The organism is Vulcanisaeta distributa DSM 14429 (assembly GCF_000148385.1).
GTDB classification, from domain to species: domain Archaea; phylum Thermoproteota; class Thermoprotei; order Thermoproteales; family Thermocladiaceae; genus Vulcanisaeta; species Vulcanisaeta distributa.
Genome location: NC_014537.1, coordinates 1,411,414 through 1,433,310, shown reverse-complemented (window position 1 = coordinate 1,433,310; position 21,897 = coordinate 1,411,414). Strand labels below are relative to the sequence as shown.

At 42.5% G+C, this 21,897-nt stretch carries 21 protein-coding genes, 1 tRNA gene and 1 pseudogene; 10 read left to right on the top strand and 13 right to left on the bottom strand.

Features of this window, described 5'->3' with window-relative positions; translation table 11 throughout:
- The first annotated feature begins 1 nt into the window (after window position 1).
- The 3 genes from VDIS_RS07430 to VDIS_RS07420 all read left to right on the top strand — a co-directional run bounded on the left by VDIS_RS07430 (window position 2) and on the right by VDIS_RS07420 (window position 3,439).
- Entirely contained in the window at window positions 2-640 is a 639-nt protein-coding gene (locus VDIS_RS07430) for a DUF2067 family protein (RefSeq protein ID WP_013336620.1), read from the top strand.
- Window positions 641-685: 45 nt separating this feature from the next.
- The gene (locus VDIS_RS07425; protein ID WP_013336619.1) at window positions 686-2,233 is read left to right on the top strand and encodes a glycosyltransferase family 2 protein; all 1,548 of its coding nucleotides are present in this window, start codon (window positions 686-688) and stop codon (window positions 2,231-2,233) included.
- Window positions 2,234-2,296: 63 nt separating this feature from the next.
- Window positions 2,297-3,439 carry a geranylgeranyl reductase family protein gene (locus VDIS_RS07420; protein WP_013336618.1) on the top strand — a complete coding sequence of 381 codons (1,143 nt, stop codon included), beginning with the start codon at window positions 2,297-2,299 and terminating at the stop codon, window positions 3,437-3,439.
- A gap of 34 nt (window positions 3,440-3,473) precedes the next feature.
- Here the strand turns inward: VDIS_RS07420 and VDIS_RS13170 are convergent.
- Together VDIS_RS13170 and VDIS_RS07410 are read right to left on the bottom strand one after the other, a co-directional pair.
- Window positions 3,474-3,722 (bottom strand): annotated as a pseudogene (locus VDIS_RS13170) (TRAM domain-containing protein); the annotation flags it as partial.
- A 249-nt stretch (window positions 3,723-3,971) separates the two neighbouring features.
- Window positions 3,972-4,796 (bottom strand): metallophosphoesterase, encoded by an 825-nt coding sequence (locus tag VDIS_RS07410; protein ID WP_013336617.1) that lies wholly within the window; start codon window positions 4,794-4,796, stop codon window positions 3,972-3,974.
- A 122-nt stretch (window positions 4,797-4,918) separates the two neighbouring features.
- On the opposite strand from VDIS_RS07410, the gene VDIS_RS07405 reads away from it, so the two are divergent.
- Window positions 4,919-5,857, top strand: coding sequence for a hypothetical protein (locus VDIS_RS07405; protein ID WP_013336616.1), 939 nt, complete (start codon window positions 4,919-4,921; stop codon window positions 5,855-5,857).
- On the opposite strand, the gene VDIS_RS07400 is transcribed toward VDIS_RS07405, so the two are convergent.
- Window positions 5,852-6,490 (bottom strand): P-loop NTPase family protein, encoded by a 639-nt coding sequence (locus tag VDIS_RS07400; protein WP_013336615.1) that lies wholly within the window; start codon window positions 6,488-6,490, stop codon window positions 5,852-5,854. The two genes, VDIS_RS07405 and VDIS_RS07400, sit on opposite strands and share 6 nt — an antisense overlap.
- Window positions 6,491-6,560: 70 nt before the next feature.
- Here VDIS_RS07400 and VDIS_RS07395 point away from each other — a divergent pair, with 70 nt between their 5' ends.
- Together VDIS_RS07395 and VDIS_RS07390 are read left to right on the top strand one after the other, a co-directional pair.
- A complete protein-coding gene (locus tag VDIS_RS07395) occupies window positions 6,561-7,181 on the top strand; it encodes a flavin reductase family protein (protein ID WP_013336614.1) in 621 nt (206 codons plus the stop codon).
- A gap of 21 nt (window positions 7,182-7,202) precedes the next feature.
- Window positions 7,203-8,198 carry a Gfo/Idh/MocA family protein gene (locus tag VDIS_RS07390; protein WP_013336613.1) on the top strand — a complete coding sequence of 332 codons (996 nt, stop codon included), beginning with the start codon at window positions 7,203-7,205 and terminating at the stop codon, window positions 8,196-8,198.
- Here VDIS_RS07390 and VDIS_RS07385 read toward each other — a convergent pair.
- The 6 genes from VDIS_RS07385 to glpK form a co-directional block, all read right to left on the bottom strand.
- Window positions 8,172-9,005 (bottom strand): alpha/beta hydrolase, encoded by an 834-nt coding sequence (locus VDIS_RS07385; RefSeq protein WP_013336612.1) that lies wholly within the window; start codon window positions 9,003-9,005, stop codon window positions 8,172-8,174. The two genes, VDIS_RS07390 and VDIS_RS07385, sit on opposite strands and share 27 nt — an antisense overlap.
- Window positions 9,006-9,055: 50 nt before the next feature.
- The gene (locus VDIS_RS07380; RefSeq protein ID WP_013336611.1) at window positions 9,056-9,526 is read right to left on the bottom strand and encodes an SRPBCC family protein; all 471 of its coding nucleotides are present in this window, start codon (window positions 9,524-9,526) and stop codon (window positions 9,056-9,058) included.
- A complete protein-coding gene (locus tag VDIS_RS07375) occupies window positions 9,526-10,815 on the bottom strand; it encodes an FAD-dependent oxidoreductase (protein ID WP_013336610.1) in 1,290 nt (429 codons plus the stop codon). Before VDIS_RS07375 ends, VDIS_RS07380 begins: the two co-directional genes overlap by 1 nt.
- Before the next feature lie 3 nt (window positions 10,816-10,818).
- Window positions 10,819-11,544 carry a glycerophosphodiester phosphodiesterase gene (locus VDIS_RS07370; protein ID WP_013336609.1) on the bottom strand — a complete coding sequence of 242 codons (726 nt, stop codon included), beginning with the start codon at window positions 11,542-11,544 and terminating at the stop codon, window positions 10,819-10,821.
- Between the two features lie 41 nt (window positions 11,545-11,585).
- On the bottom strand, window positions 11,586-13,004 hold the full coding sequence (locus tag VDIS_RS07365; RefSeq protein WP_052885798.1) for an MFS transporter: 1,419 nt from the start codon (window positions 13,002-13,004) through the stop codon (window positions 11,586-11,588).
- Window positions 13,005-13,139: 135 nt separating this feature from the next.
- The gene (gene glpK / locus VDIS_RS07360) at window positions 13,140-14,714 is read right to left on the bottom strand and encodes a glycerol kinase GlpK (protein ID WP_013336607.1); all 1,575 of its coding nucleotides are present in this window, start codon (window positions 14,712-14,714) and stop codon (window positions 13,140-13,142) included.
- Window positions 14,715-14,796: 82 nt separating this feature from the next.
- Here glpK and VDIS_RS07355 point away from each other — a divergent pair, with 82 nt between their 5' ends.
- Window positions 14,797-15,819 (top strand): pyridoxal phosphate-dependent aminotransferase, encoded by a 1,023-nt coding sequence (locus VDIS_RS07355; RefSeq protein ID WP_013336606.1) that lies wholly within the window; start codon window positions 14,797-14,799, stop codon window positions 15,817-15,819.
- Window positions 15,820-16,004: 185 nt separating this feature from the next.
- The gene (locus tag VDIS_RS07350) at window positions 16,005-16,388 is read left to right on the top strand and encodes a hypothetical protein (protein ID WP_013336604.1); all 384 of its coding nucleotides are present in this window, start codon (window positions 16,005-16,007) and stop codon (window positions 16,386-16,388) included.
- A 57-nt stretch (window positions 16,389-16,445) separates the two neighbouring features.
- Here the strand turns inward: VDIS_RS07350 and VDIS_RS07345 are convergent.
- Window positions 16,446-16,554: transfer RNA gene (locus VDIS_RS07345), tRNA-Leu, on the bottom strand.
- A 159-nt stretch (window positions 16,555-16,713) separates the two neighbouring features.
- Between VDIS_RS07345 and VDIS_RS07340 the strand changes: the two genes are divergently transcribed.
- Window positions 16,714-17,883, top strand: a complete 1,170-nt coding sequence (locus tag VDIS_RS07340; protein WP_013336603.1) for a hypothetical protein — start codon at window positions 16,714-16,716, stop codon at window positions 17,881-17,883.
- A gap of 18 nt (window positions 17,884-17,901) precedes the next feature.
- Here VDIS_RS07340 and VDIS_RS07335 read toward each other — a convergent pair whose 3' ends face one another.
- Window positions 17,902-18,546 (bottom strand): METTL5 family protein, encoded by a 645-nt coding sequence (locus tag VDIS_RS07335; RefSeq protein ID WP_013336602.1) that lies wholly within the window; start codon window positions 18,544-18,546, stop codon window positions 17,902-17,904.
- A gap of 38 nt (window positions 18,547-18,584) precedes the next feature.
- Window positions 18,585-19,574, bottom strand: coding sequence for a phosphate signaling complex PhoU family protein (locus VDIS_RS07330; RefSeq protein ID WP_013336601.1), 990 nt, complete (start codon window positions 19,572-19,574; stop codon window positions 18,585-18,587).
- 348 nt (window positions 19,575-19,922) lie between these two features.
- Between VDIS_RS07330 and VDIS_RS07325 the strand changes: the two genes are divergently transcribed.
- Entirely contained in the window at window positions 19,923-20,396 is a 474-nt protein-coding gene (locus VDIS_RS07325; protein WP_013336600.1) for a phosphopantetheine adenylyltransferase, read from the top strand.
- Here VDIS_RS07325 and VDIS_RS07320 read toward each other — a convergent pair.
- Window positions 20,385-21,896, bottom strand: a complete 1,512-nt coding sequence (locus VDIS_RS07320) for a M28 family peptidase (protein WP_013336599.1) — start codon at window positions 21,894-21,896, stop codon at window positions 20,385-20,387. The genes VDIS_RS07325 and VDIS_RS07320 overlap by 12 nt on opposite strands.
- Window position 21,897: the final 1 nt, after the last annotated feature.

Below are 21,897 nucleotides of genomic sequence, written 5' to 3'. Positions count from 1 at the left end.
AATGCGATCAATAGTGCGCAGGGAGTTCGTATTCACATTCAATAATGTGAACGAGGCATTGACATTTATGGAAATGCTCACCAGTAAGATTAAGAGTAAGGAGTTACTTATTCGGTACGATACCGGCAGCGGCGTTAGGGTTTGGGTTTCAATACAGGGTGAGCCCCATGAAGTTGAACTTTACTCCATGGAGATTAAGCGTGTATATAATGATATTAAATTAATGAGGGGTAAATTCGGCACCCGCGCATATGATGTGTCATTAATACTTAGTAAGGCTAGGCTTAGTGCCGCCATACCCATCGACTTAATAATCGACCTACTACAGATTAAGGGCATAAATGCGGAATTGGATGGTTCTAAGATAAGGGTTGTAGGTGATGTTAAGCTTGAGGACTTAATAAAGCTCGCTGAGGACATTTCTAGGATTTATAATGAATTAATTGATGCCGAGGTTTCAGCACAGGCTAAGAGGATAATAGCGCTTTACGCATTGTTGATGAGTAAGGGTGTTAAGGATAGTATTAAGGAATTACTCGATAAAGGATTGTTATCCAAGTACGGTGATTCCGAGTTACTTGTTCTCTCCATGGATTATAAACATGCATTATCGAGACTTCAGGAGCTCGTGGAGAGGTGAGAGAAACACAAATTAAGGGTCTTATTTACTACTTGGCATTACGTAATGAGCAATAACGAGTATATCGTGATTAAGGAATTGACAAGACAGGTAGTCCAGCAGTACATAATGAACCAATACCCCTGGGGAATCCTAACAAGACCATTAACTCCACTGGCATTAACGATACTGTCAATAACGTATGTAATAACGATAGCTATGCTCGTACTAAGTCTCATACAAATAGCGGTGCTGGTTAGGTACGGCATAGTAAGTCTAAGGTATGTGAGAACACATAACAATAAGAACGGTGTGCCAAGAATTATTAATAAATCAGCACACAATTTGCCATTCATATCAATACTTATTCCTATTAAGAATGAGGATTTCCTAACAATAGAACGAAGCCTACAGACCATGGCATCACTTAATTATCCTAAGGATTTGTTTGAGGTAATATTCATAAGTGATGACCCTGAATACTACGTAAATAGCCTCATAAAGATAATAACGCCGATTACCACTAGGTTGGGTATAAATGTTAAAGTAATACGCAGAACAATTAATAGAGGGTATAAGGGTGGTGCCCTTAATTACGGCATTAAACATGCGAGGGGTGACGTCATCGCGGTGTTCGATGTAGATACCATAATGCCCAGTGATTACCTGCTAAAGGCTGTTAGCGCATTATTGAGTGGTTATGACGCAGTCACCGCAGTGTGGAAAGGGTACTACATAACTAATAACGCCATTTCAAGGCTACTGAAGTTCATGTATGACGTTTACAATGAAGTCTTCATTAGGGGTAGATTCCTCAGTGGTGGTTTCCCAGCCATAACAGGTAATAACCTAGTTATCTGGAGGAAAGTCCTCGACTCAGTCAACGGATTTTGCGAATGCACAGGTGAGGATCTTGACCTTAGTATAAGGTTAAGATCAAAAGGCTACAGGATCGGTTTAATTGATTCTGACGTTTATAGCGAGGTGCCGAATACGTATTTGGCATTTAAGAAGCAATTCAGTAGGTGGTTATTTAATAGTATTTGGAATATGAAGCATAACCTGAAGTTACTGATTATGAGTGATTATGCCTCAATATGGGAGAAGATTGATGGCGTGCTTTGGATGCTTCAATTTCCAAGCATGTCCTTTGTGGCGCTATCGATACTTGCGACCGTAATTCTCTCGGTAATTGGCGTTTTAATTCCACCAATGCCAATACTACTCCTTGAAGCACTAAACGCCCTTACTGTGGCGCCATTGGCTACGGTACTGTGGTTGATCAGTAATAGTATTGGCTACAAAACGTGGGATTTCTTTACGAATGCTGCGAGGTCAGTATTACTTACAATACTCATGTCATTCCCAATGCTCATATACTCAATAGAATCATTAATAACCGATGAGTGGGAGTGGATACCAACACCAAAGGGTTACCTGACCCATAGATATTCATTCCTGAGGGATCTAGTCCATGAATTATCGATCGTCCTAATGCTAACCGCTACGATAATAGTGCTAATACTGAATGATCAATTATTAACCATGTTTTATGTAGCTGGTGTACTTATCATTCTCCTATATGGATTCCGATTAGTGATTCCACGTAAATGAGCAAGTAAAGCTAATGAAAAAAGGGTATATGAATTAAAGTTCTTGCTTTATTTCAAAGTAGGAATGGTTAACATGTATGACGTAATAGTGATTGGCGCAGGTCCGTCAGGTTCCATGGCTGCGTACGTAGCTGCAAAACTCGGTTTAAGGGTGTTGATACTGGACAGATTTCGATTTCCAAGGATTAAACCTTGCGGTGGTGGTTTAACGCAGAAATCCGTGGCTTTACTGAAGGGGCTTGGTATCGAATTAAATAGTGTGGTTAGAGATACGTGTAAGAGGGTTATTATCGTTAATAATGCTGGCTCCTTCCTATTAATGGATAATGACCCAATAATAAGCATAGTCTCTAGGGATGAGTTCGATAATTACTTACTATCTAGCGCCTTGGAAATGGGTGCTGATTACCTTGTTGATAGAATTGTTGGGGTTGATGTTCATGGGGAGTACGTTAATGCCATTGGTATGAATGATACATATGTAAGTAAATACGTGATCGCAGCTGATGGCGCCAATTCCGTAATAGCCAGGCAATTGGGTAATGACATAAGGAGGGGTACGGCTATGGCGTTCATGACCATAGCACATGGTAATTACCTAAATGATGTATGTGTAATAGATATGACGAGGATTAAGTGGGGTTATTCATGGGTATTTCCGCGGGGTGATGGGGAGTATGACGTTGGTATTGGCTCAATACGCTGGGGTGATTATAGGACCCAATTAATCAAGTATGTAAGTGATGTTGGGTTACGAGAGGGGGAGGTACGCGGTCACCCTATACCAATTAAAGCCCGTGATAGGATAGTCTCTAAACGCATAGCCCTAGTTGGCGATGCGGCTGGGCTTGCCGACCCAACCACTGGCGAGGGCATCTTTTACGCAATGTACAGTGGCGCATTGGCCGCATTGACCCTAAGGCATTCAAGTAGCCCGGTTGAATTCGCAAGTAATTATCTAGGTATTATTAAGCCATTAATTAAGAACTTATCACTGGCATACTACTTATCGCTGGGTACGTATGGAATTGACCACCTAGTGATGGGGAGACTTGGAATAAGTGCCTTCTCCATATCAAGTACCAGGAACTTAATTAAGAGAATAATGAGTGGAAGTGCTTGGTATTACCAAGTACCTATGTCCATGATTAAATTCTCAGTATTGAAAGGACCCCAGGTGATACTTAAGGGAATACTTCACGGATAATTTTTAATTTAATGAACCCGGGTTAGGAAGAACGCTATTCCTCCGTTCCCTCTCCGAATTCCTCAGTCCCAGTTTCTTCTTCCGTACCCTCAGTAACTTCCTGCGTCGTTGAGGAACCTTCCTGTGCGACCTCAGCTACTGCGTATGTCCTACCGATCTTCGTTATCTTGACCTTAACCTTATCCCCTGGCTTTGTATTAGGTACAAAAATCACAAAGCCCTTCACTCTAGCTATGCCATCACCTCTCTTCGAAGTCTCCACTATGCTTACCTCTATCACATCGCCAACATTTACTGGCTTAGGACCTCTTGGACCTCTACCCCTACCTCTTTGGAAGTTTCTCCTTCTCGGTCTTTCGGACTCGGACGTAGTAACCGCCTTACAACACTATTGGGAAGGAACCCCTTTATAAATCATTCTAAGATAATAATATTTAAATCACTTCATAAATTATGAATATGCGTGATGACCACCTCTGATTAGGACCCATGACTGAGCCAAGCCCCAGACTGAGTAAGTCATTAATGTAAACTATGAAACATCGATTATATTTAATGAATCATTATCGATTACTACTACGTGAGGTCTCGTATCACTGTAAGGACCTGCCCTTGATGAGAACACGGTAAGCACTTTACCTCCATGGTTCCATTTATAACCCTGCGGCGTGTACTCATGCCCACGAATAATCATTTTCAATCCACTACTATTAAGGAAGCTCTCCGTTAATGCTGGTCCAAATACATAAGTGCCGGGCCCCCTAATGATATTTGGTTCATAATATTTAACGTCGTCTGATGGGTCATTCCATAATAACTGAAATGTTACTTCATTGTTTGGAATCTCATCAGGCTTCGGTAACTTAGCTATGTTATCAATACTAATATTATTTATGGGTAAACCACCATGTACCAGGAAGTACTTATCATTCAGTATTGCCGATACAGGCATTTGTGAGAATAATTCCTTTAGCCTATCGTAAATCGAGTCGCCGTCGTACGGTCCAAACTTCCTCAATAGCTCTATGTAGAAGCCATATTCGTAATTAGTCAATGGTGATTCATGGTTACCCCTTAATAACACAGCCTTATGTTCAAGAAATAACCTTAATGCAAGGTACAACGTCTCTATTTGATGCTCACCCCTATCCACGTAATCCCCAAGCATTATGTACATCCAATTATCTGGCGGGAACCGCTCTATTATCCGTAGTAATGTATTGACATCGCCATGAAGGTCCCCAATTACCACCGCCTTATTGGTCGTAATCCTAAGCAGTGGTTCGTAGGCACTGAACTCGCTATATAACTTGTCAATGTGCTCCTTAAGGAATTCCCTAATTGTTAGGATGTCCACGTATAGTATAGTTAATGTGAATTTAAATAAGTTATACTTGGGTTCAGGAATTTTGTTGATAACGTAGTGATGGCTAAAATCAGTTGATAAGTTTTTAAATTTTAATTTCAATCATTAATTAAATGAATGCGCTTGAGATCCTAGTAAGGATTAAGAGGATTGTCAATGACATGGTTAAGGAAGCATTCATAGTTAAGGCGATCAGGGAGGGTTCATTAATGTCATTAAGTACTGAGGACATCATCAATCTATATCCATACAATGCCTATGATTATAGGGTTGATGGCAAGAATATCGATTACATAATTACGGAGGACTCAGTGGCTCTGTTGGCTGATTTAGCAAAGATAAATAATTGGTCTATTGACAATACTAAGTACGCGGAATTCAACGACTGCATATCAATAAGCGCCAATGAGGGCATATTATCAGTGACGTGCAAGGATAAGGCAATACGCGAGGGGGAGAGGGTGACATACCTTGATAAGGCGTTGATGAGGAAGTACGGTATTGACGTTAAGATAAGGAGCATTGATGGCGGATCATTGATACCGCTTGAGAAGATGTTTGAAAACCCAACGAGCATTGTGGTGGAGGGCTTAATAACACTTCCTATATATTTCGTAATAAACCCGACACATCTAGGTCTCGACATCCTCGCTGACACGTACATATACCTCCTGACCAAAGGCTTGAACAGAGTTCCCACAAACATTGACGCCGCTGAATACTTAATAAGCATTAATAAATTGAATGACACCTACATCAAAGCTTACGTATTAAGGGATGACCTTAACACACTCAGGGAGTACATCGACGTCAAATTTGATGAGAGGGGTAGTACTATTGAGTATTTAATAAATGGTGAACATGCACTTACGGCATCATCTATTCAAGGCAGCATCAACCCTAGCCTTCTAAAAATAAGTTGGATTAACCTTGAGATCTTTAAGATAAACGGTATTGGTGTAAACCTAATTGACTTAGGTAGTACAAATATACTCGATTGTTCAGAGATGCTTATTGAGAGAACTAGGGAGGAGTTCCGTGGAATACTATAGCACAACATTACCATCATTAAGTACATCATTAATTGTCGAGTCTCCACTACCTAATTTCCTGAAGTTCCTGAGTACCATGCCCGGTGTTCTCATTGCCGGCTTAACATAATTAACATTAACCCCTATTCTCCGGGCAAGGATCCTTAAGTCCTCCTCACGATACTCAATAACCATTCTCGACGCTGAGTGTAAAAACTTTATCAATGGCTCGAGCATTTCTAAGTCATTACCCACGAGTAGTGGTATTGTTAACGTGGTGATTACAGTACCACTGAACCCAAGAACCTTATTAATAAAGCCCTGCGCCATCCTTGGCACTGTAAATGCCGCGTCAACATCATCAATGAGAAGGACCCTCGCATTCCCATCATTATGGCAATCAACGAGCTTTACTGATTTAAGTCCTATCTCGTTGTATGTATTTACATAGGCCACAGGTATGCCTAACTTTCTCAATCTATTCATTATTGCCAGTAGCGCCGTAGTCTTACCACTACCTGACTCACCCATTATGACCAACGCCTTCTCATTACTCATTACCTTACCCACTGCCCAATTGATAACTTCCTTAATTGATGAACCAACCAGTGAATCCTCATTAACCCTCCCGCAATGAATCACGTAATCATACATCAATTATCATTAGCACTACGAAATAAAATTACCACATACTCACAATAATTGGTAATGCTTGGTAAAATACATGAATAATATTGAGAGACGAGGAACTAAGCTTTTAAATGCCGTAGAGTCCCTATGTGTGTCGTTCATAGAGTATAAAGGCGTGTTTTATAGATTACTGCACCCAAGGCCCACAATACTGTTAATCACGCTGTGCCCTGGCGATAGGGTTAATGCCATGCCAGCCAGTTGGAATTTACCAATATCAGAGGAACCGCCGACGATTGGTGTGGCCGTTTATAGGGAGGCCTTCACATACCAGTGCCTTAATCATCACCCTGAGGCCACAATTAATATACCGAGTATTGACCAGGTAGACTTGATTTATCAACTCGGTTCTGTCTCAGGTAAGGATGTGGATAAGATAAGGGAGTTCCAGATACAATTGGTGCCGAGCGACGTTATTAAGGTACCGACTTGGAGGGATGCTATTGCCGTATATGAGACGAGAGTCATGAATAGGCTGGATGTTGGTGAGAGCACGTTGTTCGTGTTTGAGGTGCTGAAGGTTAAGGTGAAGCCTGGAATTGCCGATGAGTGGAGTATCGACTTTAGTAAGACAAACATACCACTCCACGGGGCTGGTAGGGTGTTTTACAGGGTTGATCCGAGGAAGGTGTTCGCGAGGAAATCCCTTAAATAATGACATACAATGGCATTACTAATGGTCCTTAAAATCGCAGTCGTTGGGTGTAGGGGTTTTGGTAAGGTTCATCTAAATGCACTATCAAAATTGCGTGATAGGTATGGGTTGGAGGTTTACGTGTTTAGTAGGACCGAGGAATTCGCTAGGGATTGCCATAGGGAGTATGATGCCAGTGGTTATTTCACGAGATATAGTGATGTACTTAGGTCCGACGTGGATATAGTAGACCTTGTTGTTAGTCATGATGCCCACATGCCCATGAGCATAGCCGCGCTTGAGGCAGGTAAGCATGTTATGCTTGAGAAACCAATAGCAAGGACTATTGAGGAGGCTATGAGCATAATAAATGTTGCTAAGTCAAGTGGTAGGAAATTCATGGTCCTAGAGAACCACTACTTCGACCCATCAGTGTGGAGGGCAAGGGAATTAATGAGTCAATTGGGTAGGGTCTCAATGATTATTGTTAGGAAGCTTCAGTATAATTCGCCGGGTGGTTGGAGGAGGGTTAGGGAGTTGATGGGTGGTGGTGCGCTTATTGATGGTGGTATTCACTATGTAGATACGTTACTTAATCTCGGTGGCGACTATATTGAGGTAAAATCTGTGTGCACACGCGGCTTTGCCGGGCTCGAGGGTGAGGACATCAGTGTATCAATATTTAGGTTTAGAAATGGCGCCGTGGGTATCCTGCTTTATTCCTGGTCAGCGCCTGGTGGTGATAGGGCATCGGCCTTTGAGATCTATGGCGAGCATGGATTCATAATGGAGGACCCAGGTAGTCGTGTACCTGGTAAACCATACGGTGACTTAATAATTAATATTGATGGAAGGCAGGAAAGGATAAACGTTGAGAGGATAAACGCGGTTGAAAGGGAGATTGAGCTCTTCATACAGTCAGTAATCAATAACACTGATGTCCCAATGCCACCTGAAGTGGCGCTACGTGATTTAAAGGCGGTAATTGACGCGTACAGGAACTGCGGCGAACTAGGTATGGGCCTTCAACCAACTTAGCACGTCCTCATAAACCACATTTTTATTTAACTCATTTAGTATTTCATGGTACATGCCATCATAGACCTTCATAGCCTTATCACCGACCCTCAACCTACTGAACACTTCCTGAGTGGCCCTTGGAGGCACTATCTTGTCCTCACCACCATGCATCATCATTATGGGCACCGATATGTTATCGATATACTTCCAAACACTCCTCGACGCCCTAACAAGCTCATACAGTATTCTGACCGTCGGCTTCTTAAATACGAGTGGGTCATTTACGTACTCCTCCACAATCCTCTTATCATGCGTTAAAAACTCAGGGTTTATTGGTAGGTTCAGTCTATGCCTTGGCGCTAATGTATTGAGTAATGATAGCATAAGCCAGGAACCAGTACTAACATTGACTATTGCGGCAGCACCGCTGGTTATCGCTGCACGAACTCCCTTACTTATCCTACCAAGGTAATGAAGCACTATTAGGCCTCCCATTGAGTGGCCGAATAGAAACGCCGAGCTAAAGCCAGTCCTCTTAAGCATTAGTTCTATGAATTCCTCGAGGTCGTTTAGGAATAGGTCGAAGCTATCCACATAACCGAGGTCCCGAGGACCTGCCGTTAACCCATGACCCCTCAAATCCTCCATACATAGTGAGTACCCATTACTTGATAGGTAATTACCGAAGTCATTATACCTACCACTATGCTCTGCGAAGCCATGAACCCCAATTACAATGCCTAAAGGCTTATCGGCCAACCAACACCTGTAATAGGCATTAATGCCCGTGCCAAGCAAAACCCTATCCTCAACCCTCTGAGTCATGAAATAATTATTGAAATACTACTTTTAAATTTACGAGATAAATAAACTACTTACCTCAACAGGCACTCTATAAATCCGTGAATAGTATCCTCGGAAATCCTCTTAACCAGGGAATCAATATTTACGAACTTACTCATTAGCTGAAGAAGCCTACCTAGACTTGCCACGGCATCCCAGTCAATCCTAGAGTCATTACCTGACCCGTTAACCCTTATAGTCAGTAGTACACTTATTGTACTACCCGCGGCCCGACCATCAACTCTATACTTAATCTCATTACCTGACTGGCTAATTAATTCTATAATTGCATCCGTTGTTATCCTCCTTAACTCGGCAATAGGGACTTCATTGCCCAGGTCAACCCTAAACCTAGCCCTAACCCTATCCTTATTAAGCACCTCGTAATTAACAATATTTGGTATGCAGGTTATCGCCCTAGATAAGTCGGTTATGAAATTTAAAACATCACTGGGCGCCTTACTTATTGTGAACGAACCATTATAATGCAGTTCACTTGACATCAGGACCACCCAATTAACGACCTACTCCTACGGGTGATATGTTGAACTATTAACGATAACGATGCGATCAAACCCCTCTCCTCATCAATACTCCCCCTAAACGACTTAATAATTGAGGCTGTCTCAGGATCTAAATCCTTAATATTAATGCTCAAGTCAGCGCCGAATAATGTGTAATCCCTGGTCCTCGATGCCTTATTCACACCCAGAATCTTCGAAACCTCATCGGCCAACTTCTCACCGACTAACCTTCCCGTGGTGAACTTACCACCAATGACCGAGACCAGGTTTCTCGGTTTTTCATGACCCACAACCATGAAGTCCCTAGTAGCTTCCCTACCCGTAGCCCCTGGCATACTTATTAACGGCCTAACCGATGCGTAAGCCCTAACAATGGGTTCCCTGGTCAATGCAGGAACCATTTGAGAGCCCTCTGATGTTAGGAATTCGATGTCGTCCTTAGTTATTGTGATGTTGTCGGGATCCTCAATAATGACTGCCGTGGTCCCCATGATAGATACCGAACCATAAGGCACGAGTATATCGCCATCGGATGGAGGCCTCATCCTATTGATAACCCTCCTCGTTAGCCTATGCCTGTAAACTACCATAACACCCATCGTAGGCATGACATCAACGCTTATACCAGCCATACCAGCCACCTTCCCAGCCCAAGGACCAGCCGCATTAACGAATACCCTCGCATTAACACGCCTAATATCGCCTTTAACATGATCCTTAACCCTCGCACTTGTTATTTCATCACCATTAACATCAAAGCCCACCACCTCTGCATCCTGAATAATTAACGCACCCTCGATGTATGCCGAAATGGCGGCGCTCATTAACAATTCCCTCGCATACACAACCTTATCAGGAACCTCGACGACGGCCTTAACCTCAGGGTTCAGGTTAGGCTCCTCCCTAATGGCTTCCCTAACATCAATGATCCTATAATCAATATTGGCCCTCTTTAATCCATTAATGAATTCGTCTTGGAAGTCCAGGTCCTCCTTAGTAATTGCCACGAAGTAACCACCAGTATCATCAACCACGTGAGGGGCTACCCTGGCGATTATCCTATTCTCCTCCGCGCACTCAACAGCAGCCTTAGGATCAGTAACCACGTACCTAGCACCACTATGCAGTAAACCATGCATTTTACCCGACGTCCCACCACCAACGACCCCCCTCTCAAGCAACACTACCTTCAGTCCCCTAAGGGCTAAATCCAGTGCCGTGAATACCCCGTTAACTCCACCACCAATTACGGCTATGTCAAACTCCATGTGCTAAATCACCTTACCGGTCTTAACAACACGTAAAATCCTGTCTGGGTAGTTACTCGTAATGTCATCAACGCCCATATCAACGAGGCGCCTCGCCTCCTCCTCATCATTCACAGTCCAGGCACCGACCTTCAACCCAAGCCTATGCGCCATCTCAATACCCCTCTCGTCAATTAAGTCATGGGATGCATGAAGCCACTGTGCATTCAACTTCTTGGCAATGTCGATGAACCAGGAAATCCTGCCAATAAATATTATGCCAATCTCTATGTCCTTATCAATAGCCCTAACATTACTCAGGGCGTCAAAGTCAAAGGAAATAACCTGGGCATCCACGCCATACCTCCTAATCAACTCGACAACCCTCCTCTCAATACCAGGGTAATAATCACCACCACGCTTAATCTCAACCTTATACTTAATCCTCCTACCAAACTCCCTAAACACCTCCTCAAGCGTTGGAACAGCAACACCACGCCACTTACCGCCGAACCGCGCACTGGCATCAAGCTTCTTAATCTCAGCCAGAGTCAAGTCCTTAATAAAACCTCTACCATTTGTCGTTCTATCAACCGTGAAGTCATGAATGACAACTACCTCCCCATCCCTAGTCATGTGAACATCAAGCTCGACACCATCAACACCCATATCAATTGCCATCTTAAACGAGGGCAATGTATTCTCAGGGGCATAACCCATGGCACCCCTATGCCCAAAGACCAAAACCATAGCCTTTCGTTTTAACTTAAAATAATTATAGTAATTAAACATTACTGATGTCTCTCGATACCTGGAATTTCAAGTCTTGGGTGCAAACTCGGCGATTTAGTCCTAGCTATTGCTATTAATTCAAGAGGAATACCCTTAGTTTCTGGCGTAAAGAATATCGTGAAAACAAACGCAAAAAGTGTAACAGCAAATAAGAATTCAAAGAATGTTAACTTACCAATGGCTAACGCAATGTATGGAAATTCAAAGGCGCTTAAGAATGATACGAACCTAGTTATCGCCGTGGCAGAGCCCATAGATGTTGACCTTAATTTTGTTGGGAATAGCTCAATTGCATAAAGCCCCATTGTATTTCCTGGGCCTAGATTACCAATACCATACCACAGTATGAGCCCTATGACACCAATAACTAATGCTAATAATGCAAACATACTCTGCCAAATGGCAGCTAAAGCAACGAATAGCATGCCAAGGGCTGAACCGCCAAAGCCTATCAACTGTAACCTCCTTCTTCCCCAAATATCATTTAGAAATGCCGCACCTAAAGCGCCTAAAAAGCCAGGTACATATAACAATGACGAAAGAAGTATAGCCAGCGCCCCCTTAAATCCTAGCATTGCAAGTATTGCAGGTGAGTATAGCCCAAATCCATAGGCACCAATATCATATAGTATCCATTGTGTCCATACAATGGCTGTTCTTTTGGCAAAGTCATCTTTGAATAGCCAGCGCCAATCACCTGGTTTTACCTGGTCCATCAGTTTTCTCTCAATTTCTATTAATTTACTCAACTCCTCTTCGGTTAGGCCAGTAACTACAGAAAGTCTCTTTGCCTCCGCAACAGCATCCTCAGTACCCTGTACAGCAACTCTCCATCTCGAAGACTCAGGCATGCTGGCCCTTAGTACTACAGTAACTAGGGCTGGTACAGCGCCGAGACCGAGAGCCCAGCGCCATCCAATGATGGGGTTCCAAATATAGAAATAATACCCAATCAAGAAGGAAACTAATGCTCCAATACTCCAGAAGGACCAAACCCAGCCATAGCCCATACCCCTTCTACCCGTTGGATACATCTCAGTAGCGTACACAGGACTCAGCGAATAATCAGCACCAACACCCCAACCAACAAAAAATCTAAAAGTAATTAATTGAATAATATTATTAGCAATAGCACTAAGTATGGCAAATATCACGAAAAATAACAAATCCCAGATATATAGGTACCTACGACCAAGTCTATCAGAATAATGACCAAAAATTATCGCACCAACCATAGCACCCAATAACGCGGCACCACTCACAAAGCCCAGTTCCAAGCTCGTGTAATGCCAGAACTTGTACTGAAGAAGGGCATATGTGAAAACACTGATCACGCTAAGATCATAACCATCCAAAAAATAACCCATCGCTGACAAAACCGTATATGTACTTCTTTTAGGTAACCCCTGACCATCCATATGGAGAAAATTGATGAACATTATTTTTAAGTGTTATCTCTATTTATTTAATTCATTATAATTTCTCCTCATAATATTTTTACTATTAATAAAAGCGGTATAAATATATAATTACCTTATATTCTATATTTCTATCTATAATCCATAAGCCCACGGAACTTCCTTAGCCCAGCCCAAGGCTCTTTGTACGGCTGCCCTCCAACCCCTATATAAACGCTCCCTCGTTTCCAAGTCCATCCTTGGCTTAAATACCCTGTCCAATTTCCAGTTCCTGGCAATTTCATCTAAACTCTTCCAAAGACCAACTGCTAAACCTGCTAGATAGCCTGCGCCTAGCGATGTTGTTTCAAAGATCACCGGCCTCCAGACTTCAATACCCGTTATGTCAGCTTGGAACTGCATTAGGAAGTTATTCCTAGCAGCACCGCCATCAACCTTAATCCTAGGTATCCTAATCCCCGTATCGCTCATCATGGCCTCAAGAACATCCCTGTTTAGGTACGCTATCGCCTCAAGGACAGCCCTGGCAATGTGCTTTCTCTCTGTACCACGTGTAATGCCTATTATAAGCCCACGGGCATACTGATCCCAATACGGCGCACCGAGCCCCGTGAAGGCTGGCACGAAGTAAACACCGCCTGTATCGTTAGCTGATGCGGCCAATGGCTCTATCTCGTCGGAAACCTCTATTATCTTAAGGCCATCCCTCAACCACTGCACAGCAGCCCCAGTGATAAATATGCTACCCTCAAGTGCGTACTTAGCCTTACCCTCCTCAATGGAGTAGTAAATAGTGGTTAATAGATTTGCCTTAGATCTTACTGGTGTGTCCCCGATATTCATTAGTATGAAATTACCAGTACCGTATGTTGACTTAACCTCGCCAACATCGAAACCAACCTGCCCAAACAATGCCGCTTGCTGATCACCAGCATCACCACAGACTGGGATACTTACGCCACCAAGTAGTTGGGAAACTTCAGGGCCTGTATAGCCGTATATCCTCCTATCACTTGATGGCCTTGGTAAGGGCAGTATGTCCCTGGGTATCTTACCCTCAATCTCAAGCAGTTCATCATCCCAGTCAAGCCTGTGAATATTGAATATCATGGTCCTAGACGCATTACTGTAGTCAGTGACGTGGGCACCACCCCTCTCGGGCGTTAGCACGTCCTTATTACCTCTGGTTAAGTTCCAAATTAACCAGGTATCGATAGTGCCAAAGACCACCTCACCTTTCCTAGCCCTATCCCTGAGCCCTGGTACATTATCAAGGAGCCACCAAATCTTTGACCCAGAGAAATAGGCGTCTGGAACGAGGCCTGTCCTCTCCTGAATCACACCCAGGTAATTCTGCTTCAGGTAATCAACCATAGATGATGTTCTTCTGTCCTGCCAAACAATGGCGTTATAGACCGGTTGACCATTCCTCGGATCCCAAATAACTGTGGTCTCACGCTGATTAGTAACTCCAATAGCCGCTATTTTCCTCGGATCAACCCTAGTATACTCAAGGACCTCCTTAATCACGAGCTTAGTCTTCTCCCAAATCTCCAGTGGGTTATGCTCAACCCACGCAGGCCTAGGATAAATCTGCGTGTGCTCATGATATGCATACCCCATTATTGAGCCATTCCTCGAAATCAATACAGCCCTCGTACCAGTGGTTCCCTGGTCAATAACGAGGATAAACTCCTTCTCGTGCGCCATAACTTAACAATTAATGCACGGTATTTTAGATTTACCTGAGGTGGGTATTATTAATAAATAATGAGGCGCTATCGTTTAAACCGTGGAAATAGGTCACTTCACGTGGTTACGAGCCCATAAGGCGAGGTATGACGTGTCGAGTAGTGGCGTTACGCCTATACCACTGGATGATGTAGTAAGGCTTGGTGGGGCTGGTAATTTCATTGAGGATTTAATGAGTGTTTATGGCGTTGATAAGAGAAATTTAGCGATTACTCATGGTACGCAGGAAGGCAACTTCGCTGCATTGACGGCATTGAGAGAATTAGGATTGATTGAGAAGGTAACCACCGTGATACCCGAGTATGAACCAATAAGGGTATTACCAAGGTTCCTACGTTTAAGGCAAAATGAGTTGAGAATTAATGGATCACTAACTGAATTGCTTAATCATATTGAGAAGGGCTCGGCCCTCTTTTTCTCAAATCCTAATAATCCGCTTGGCGTATTCCTTAGTAGTAAGTTTCTTTGGGAGTTGAGTGATGAATTGAGAAGGAAGGGTGCTTATGCCATTATTGACTCGATATTCCTGGAGTTCGTGGAGAATAATCTCAGGGACCTACCCATGGAGAATGTGGTCTTTACCTTTAGCACATCTAAGTTTTACACAATGAGAGAGCTCAAGGTTGGTTGGGTGGTTGGTGATGATAAGGTGATAAGGGAAATTAACGGGATAATCGACCTGGTGAGCCCGCTTGTTATTGACCTTAACCTTAGGTATGCCTCAATACTCATTAGGAATAGGGGCTGGGTTAGGGAGAGGAATTTGAGTATAATAATTCCGAATGTGGATGCGATGAGGAGTATGATACATGAAATAAAGGATTACGTCGATATTAGTTACGTGGAGTACATGCCCATATTCTACATGAGGGTTATGTGCGAAGATATTACAGGGAGCTCACTCGCCAATGAATTACTGAGTAGGGATGTCCTAACAGTACCCGGGCAGTACTTTGGTAGGGATGATGGCGTTAGGATTGGTTTAGGATCAATTAATAAGGATGACTTTGAGAAGGCCATGAAGATAATAATTAACGTAATTCGTGAGAAATGCCGAAGATGATTGTGCTGGGGGAGCCCCATGACCCGACGGATACTGACTCACGGGCCCGCGATTCCGCGGGTCTTATCGGCGCGGGGAACCATTGCTCTAAAAGCAATGTGATAAATAAGCCTTACTCAGGTAGTTGCAGGGCTTGTCATTACGATACGTTGGTTATTTAAGTAAGTGCATATTGGGTAAAAACTATGGATTTTAAAATAATTGCTGTGTTAATAATTGCATCGTTACTAGTAATAGCTGTGATATTGATTCATCAATTAAGCAACATAAACCATAATGAAAAGTACAAGGTGGTAAATAGTATTAATAATACCGTGAATCCGAAGATTATGGAGAACTACAGTGACGATGGTATTAATTATACCATGGTCATGACCGAAAAAGTGAAATTACTAGGAATAAACACGTGGTCAGGTTATGTAATGGTTAATTCAGCGACGGGATTGATCATCAAAGCTCAGCTCCCCGAAAAGACACATCACCTTGAAAGGGTCTCCGTAAAGGTGAGGCTCATCAACTATCAGCAAACCCCGCCAGCGTCATCCAAATCCAAAATACCAAACCAATAATTACCCAGTCTCATTTAAGAAATACGCCACTCAAAACCAAGTCAGAGATTCAGTTTCTGGTGCGGGGGGTGGGATTCGAACCCACGCAGGCCTTCGCCAACGGGATTCCCATGTGCAAAACGCACATCTGAGCCCGTCCCCTTTGACCTGGCTCGGGCACCCCCGCAGGATTGATGTATTTTTGTTAATTTTTAAGCTTTTATTTGTTAATGACCCGTCTATTCCGTATAGAATCTGATTCTCATGTATTATTATTAAATTACTTTCCACTCTGGTTCTGAAAGTAATTTATTAATCAAATAGATAAGATAATTAATGAGAATTAATGGTTAAAGTTTCAGAGCTAATTGAAATATATTGGGGTAAGTGTAGACGAGGTAAGAAGTGCTTACCAAAAGAACGTATAATTGATGAGAATATTAGGCATGAAGTTATTGAAATATTAAATGAAGTGCTTAAACGTTTAATTTATCAAAGGATTTGGGATACACAATGGGTTGATAATACTTATATAAAAATTATAGAAGTCGCTAATAAAGAGCTAAAACAATCTGAGAATAAGTATCCTAAAGAGTTAATTAAAATTGTTAGGGAAGTTCTTAATACGTTATTAAATCATATTAATAGGGAATTAAAGGCATATTGGGTTGTTATTGGTAAAGAGATTAAAGAGTTAATTAATGACTTAGAAAATGGTAAGGTGAAGGTAATAGTAAGTAAAGGAAAGAATACATTATCAGCATATATTTATGAAGAGCATATAGAATTAAAGGCTAATAGAATAGGCAATAAGAATAAAATTGTAGCACAATTAATACTCAAGGGATTAAAAGGCTTTAAGGAAGTAATACCTAGTGTATTTAAGGAGGCCATAGATGATGAAGAATATAAGGAGACATTAGAACCATTAAGATTAGGGTTTTCAATAACTGATGAGGGCATCCATAATGGTAAGCCGAGTATGAGCACGTCACGTATTTGGCAAATAGTGCTTTGGTGCTTGTTATATCCTAGTGAGCATCATCTACGGATTGACGCTGTTAATATTAATAAGGATGATGTGACAATTATGTTGCACCTAATCGCCCTTGAACATTTCTCAAATAAATACATGGCTTTTAGTATTATTAGAAAATTTAGTAAAATACAATTTTTAAGGTTCATGATCACGATTGTATTTGGCGATGGTGATATTACGTTTGAGAGACGTGGTAATGGTTCTGTTAGACCTATGATTAGGTTATCGATTGGTGCTGATGAATTTAAGAAATGGGAAGATATACTCAATAGGCTAAAGGAGCTTGGAATTAATTGGAAAATAATTAATACAAAGAACGAAGTTCAAATACAGATTAGGGGTAAGAACGCAATTAAATTGGCGAAAATGATGATTGATGCCATACCGCCTTTAATTACCGTATTATTTAATACACTTGAAGTATTGAACTTCGATAAATGGAGTAAGTTGAAGCGTATTGCTGGAATAGAGTTATAAGCGATTGAATGCAATTTGTTACCTTCCTGGGCATTCTATTCGTGCGAGGAATGCCTCGGTTTTGTATTTTCTTTTTCTGTGGTGTTTGTACATGAGTGGTATTGTTATTGTTACTTTATCTAGCACGTTCATTGCGCATCCCAGTGAGTTGACTTTGTTGTTTATGTAGTCTAGGGTGCTTAGTTTATGTATTGTGTATATTATGTTGCTGTGGTTTATTGCTGTGGTTAGGAACTTCACATCAAGGCCTCTCTCTGACTGTATTCCGAAGGGTGGGTTTTGGAATATCACGTTGAATTTGCCCGTAATAGCCATGTTCCTGACGTCATTTGTGACGAAATCAACGTTGTTTAGGCCGTATTCGCTGGCTGACTCCTTAGCTATGGTTAGGGCTTCAGGGTCTATGTCTACGCATATTACCTGCCTAGCGCCCATGAGTGCCGCGGCTATTGCGAACCTACCAGTGCCACAACCGAGGTCGAGCACCCTCGCGTTTGTTAGGTAATTTCTCATGTATGCGTCCCAGATGGCCACTGCAACTATATTCGCATCAGTTATGTACTGCTCAAGGTTTAGCTTAGGAGATTTATAGCCTGGTATGCCCTGAATAAGTAGTTCGAGGTCTCGAAGTCTACGTATATCAGCACCTCTGACCATCCTCATTAGTCAGCTACCGACGTGCTCATCACAACACCCTAAATCTACTCCTCACTATTTAACTCCTCACCCGTTATGATCTTCGTAGGCTTCGCGATACTCCTAACATGCCTACTAAAGGCTGCTTCCGCTATGTCTGCCGCCAATGCAACTATTAACTGCCCTTCATGTATTGAGGCCGTTAATAACCCACTTAGCCCCGTACACCCCATGTTAGCTAGCTCAAGCATGTTATTGAGCATGCGCTCCCTATCGAGCAACACCTTCAACGCATTATTGATGTTGTTATCTAGGTATGAGTATACGGCCCTCATTATGTACGTCCACACGTCCTTAAGCTTCTCACCTATCTCACGCCTACACTGAGTTGCCTGCACCCTCATGAATGCGTTAGACAGCCTATCCAGGGCATCCGCTGCGTGCTCCAGGTTTTTCACGACAATTGTGTCGTCAATAGCCCTCTTCGGGTCCCTAAAGGATAACTTCTTTATCGTCCTTAACGCAAGGAAGTACAGCTTATCCATTTGATCATCAAGTTCAAGAACCTCCTTTAACAAATCCTCCTTATTTGATTCTAGGTAATCAATGAATTTACTAAACATGGAGTTCAGGATATTAGCCATACTGTTAATCACCTCATTAAGATCAACGTTGGTTTCGCTAGTGGCGACCTTAATCAGTACGCTACCATCACCCTCAAGCATGAGTGACCCAGGTAACTTCTTCTCAACACTTGAGAACGCCCTCCTAATGATGTCCTTCTGTCCAATGACCTCCACGTTATCATAACCCTCTATGTAACTGGCAATAATTACCCTAGTGGTCTCATCAATTGAGCCGCCAAGCGATATGCTGACTTCATTAGTCTCACCACCAGCCTGCGTGACTGGTTTTACAACGATTACCTTACCCACAAGGCTTATCTCAACAACGTCACCAACACCAACACTCAATACATCAAGCCACCGCTTAGGCAGTGTAATCCCAATGCTCTTCTCACCAATCCTAATAACCCTCCTGTATATTGATGACACTCATATAGGGTATAACCGGGTATAAAAACCTAAGTCTCAAGTATTATTTTTCTACCCCATATATATCAACACCCACTGAATATATAGCCAATAACTAATTGAACAATGAGATGCAAAATACAATGGAGATACAATTCAAGATTTTATTAAGTATTTGCTTGGCATATTAATTATGCCATACATGTGTCGTATGAATTTATGTAATACACATTATTGCTTTTCATGGGTAGGAAGTGGTGGATATAAACACTTAACGTGAAGTGTAATTTACAAAAATCCTTCCTTAAACAATCATAATGACTAAAGGATTAAAAAGTCCCATAATGAAGATAGAATGGTCCTGCGTGGATGCTTCGGGCTAAGTCCATGAGAAAGGTTGCCGTTGGTGGAACATTCGATACGCTCCATACGGGGCATACAGCATTGCTATTTACTGCGCTTAACTATGGGCGTAAGGTGCTCGTTGGCGTAACTAGTGATGAGTTTGCTCAGGCCTATAAGGCGTATAAGGTGAAGCCATTAAAGATTAGGCTTCTTAATCTAAGGAGCCTAATTAAGGAGTTGGGTGGTAATGATCGTGACGTGATAATCGACGTCATTAACGACCCTTACGGCCCAACGATTGTTGATCCGACAATCGACGCCATAGTGGTTAGCCTAGAGACATTGCCGAGGGCGATTGAGATCAATAATCTTAGGAGGGAGAGGGGGTTACGTCCGTTGTATATTATTGCCGTGCCGATAATTAAGGATGGATTCGGCAATAAGATATCTAGTACGTTAATAAGAGATAGAACAGGCACCAGGGAATTAAACGGCTAGGTTTATGCTCATGTCCTCAGCCAGCGACTCTATTACCTGTGATATGTACTGACTTAATTGCCTAACACTTCTTATGGTACTCGTGTCCATGATTACCCTACCAGTACCCATCTCCTCAACCCTAAGTGGTACCTGGCTTATGTCATTAATGTTTATGAACCTTCTCACGTAGGATAATATCGAGTTCGTGTATATGGTCTTCACAGACCCATCACGCCTATACTCAACCAAGTACTTAGACAGCAGGTACTTAACCAGCCTATAAGTCTCCCAGTCCTCCTTGAGCTCTATGCCGAGACCCACGCTTATTATGTCCCTATTTAGCACTGATATATATGGTGATGGGGTTAAGTCACTGGTTAATAAGTAGTTAAGTAATTGGTTCGCAACCTTAAGGGCAGAGTCAACATCCTGCTGATTAGCCTTATCCTCAACGTCCTTATCCGTGTGATACACATCCCAGTAATAATCGAGGCTTGATAGAGTCATTGATGGTATGCCATTCATTTCAAAATTAAGGGAATCGAAGTAGGGCTTGGGCAACTCCCACTGCGTGCTGACTAATTGGCTTAATTGCATTGACAAATCCTCACTCGTATGTATTACGTATTGCCTACCAACAACGTCCAGGTTAAGCACCGCATACACACTATTAAGCAGGTTTCTTCTTTCAAGATACTCCACGTACCTTGTGGATCCATAAGCCCAATAAAGACTCGCAAACCCCGGATTACCAGCCTCCTCGGCAGTAAATGAAATGAAGGATAAGCCCCTCTTCATGGATGACCTCTCCTTAATCGTATTAAGTAGAATTGATGCCCCCAAGCCAACACCTAAGCAGTTATCTGCATATCCAGTCAACCAATGATCATGATGAACGGCTAGGATTACTGATTCCTCCTTATCACCCTCTAGATTAATGATTAGGTTATAGCCGGTGCTTAACTTCGTCTCCACATCACTCACAAACTCCACCTCCTCGCCAATATGCTTACTTAGCTCATCACCAACCTCCTTAGACACGGTCAATGCCGGCATAACAGGCGGCGGCGCTCTATCCCAGGAGTAGTCGGGCGTTGCTGTGACTACAATTCTCCTAACAACGCCAGGGTACTTATCCCTAAAAATGACCGCTAGGGCGCCCTTCTCCATCGCCTTTATGTATATGTACTTCGCGTCATCCATATCCTCAGGAAAATCCGCGAGTAGCACCTTACCCTCTGAGTCATTTATATCCATGGTAAGCTTACCTCTGTCAGATCCGCCCAGTGTCAGTGGCATACTCAACGCCTTAAACTCGTTATTACCGTACACGATCCTCGAAAACCTATCCCTCCAGACAAGGACACTGACAGGCTGTAACTCATAGAAGAATAACGGATTATCTACCTGATTCAATAACCACTCTATGAAATCATACTCAGCGACGGATCCGCCCATTAAGTCTACGTATGATGAGCACTTCTTAGCAATGCCAAGTGCCGTTGTTAATTCAGGCACG

What these genes read in the sequence shown, in the direction of transcription:
- VDIS_RS07385 (WP_013336612.1), bottom strand. Translation starts at nt 9,005, where the DNA reads ATGACTCAGAGGGTTGAGGATAGGGTTTTGCTTGGCACGGGCATTAAT.
- VDIS_RS07340 (WP_013336603.1), top strand. Translation starts at nt 16,714, where the DNA reads ATGGTTAAAGTTTCAGAGCTAATTGAAATATATTGGGGTAAGTGTAGA.
- VDIS_RS07420 (WP_013336618.1), top strand. Translation starts at nt 2,297, where the DNA reads ATGGTTAACATGTATGACGTAATAGTGATTGGCGCAGGTCCGTCAGGT.
- VDIS_RS07365 (WP_052885798.1), bottom strand. Translation starts at nt 13,004, where the DNA reads ATGGATGGTCAGGGGTTACCTAAAAGAAGTACATATACGGTTTTGTCA.
- VDIS_RS07370 (WP_013336609.1), bottom strand. Translation starts at nt 11,544, where the DNA reads ATGGTTTTGGTCTTTGGGCATAGGGGTGCCATGGGTTATGCCCCTGAG.
- VDIS_RS07405 (WP_013336616.1), top strand. Translation starts at nt 4,919, where the DNA reads ATGAATGCGCTTGAGATCCTAGTAAGGATTAAGAGGATTGTCAATGAC.
- VDIS_RS07395 (WP_013336614.1), top strand. Translation starts at nt 6,561, where the DNA reads ATGAATAATATTGAGAGACGAGGAACTAAGCTTTTAAATGCCGTAGAG.
- VDIS_RS07335 (WP_013336602.1), bottom strand. Translation starts at nt 18,546, where the DNA reads ATGAGGATGGTCAGAGGTGCTGATATACGTAGACTTCGAGACCTCGAA.
- VDIS_RS07375 (WP_013336610.1), bottom strand. Translation starts at nt 10,815, where the DNA reads ATGGAGTTTGACATAGCCGTAATTGGTGGTGGAGTTAACGGGGTATTC.
- VDIS_RS07425 (WP_013336619.1), top strand. Translation starts at nt 686, where the DNA reads ATGAGCAATAACGAGTATATCGTGATTAAGGAATTGACAAGACAGGTA.
- VDIS_RS07400 (WP_013336615.1), bottom strand. Translation starts at nt 6,490, where the DNA reads ATGTATGATTACGTGATTCATTGCGGGAGGGTTAATGAGGATTCACTG.
- VDIS_RS07380 (WP_013336611.1), bottom strand. Translation starts at nt 9,526, where the DNA reads ATGTCAAGTGAACTGCATTATAATGGTTCGTTCACAATAAGTAAGGCG.
- VDIS_RS07325 (WP_013336600.1), top strand. Translation starts at nt 19,923, where the DNA reads ATGCTTCGGGCTAAGTCCATGAGAAAGGTTGCCGTTGGTGGAACATTC.
- glpK (WP_013336607.1), bottom strand. Translation starts at nt 14,714, where the DNA reads ATGGCGCACGAGAAGGAGTTTATCCTCGTTATTGACCAGGGAACCACT.
- VDIS_RS07350 (WP_013336604.1), top strand. Translation starts at nt 16,005, where the DNA reads ATGGATTTTAAAATAATTGCTGTGTTAATAATTGCATCGTTACTAGTA.
- VDIS_RS07390 (WP_013336613.1), top strand. Translation starts at nt 7,203, where the DNA reads ATGGTCCTTAAAATCGCAGTCGTTGGGTGTAGGGGTTTTGGTAAGGTT.
- VDIS_RS07430 (WP_013336620.1), top strand. Translation starts at nt 2, where the DNA reads ATGCGATCAATAGTGCGCAGGGAGTTCGTATTCACATTCAATAATGTG.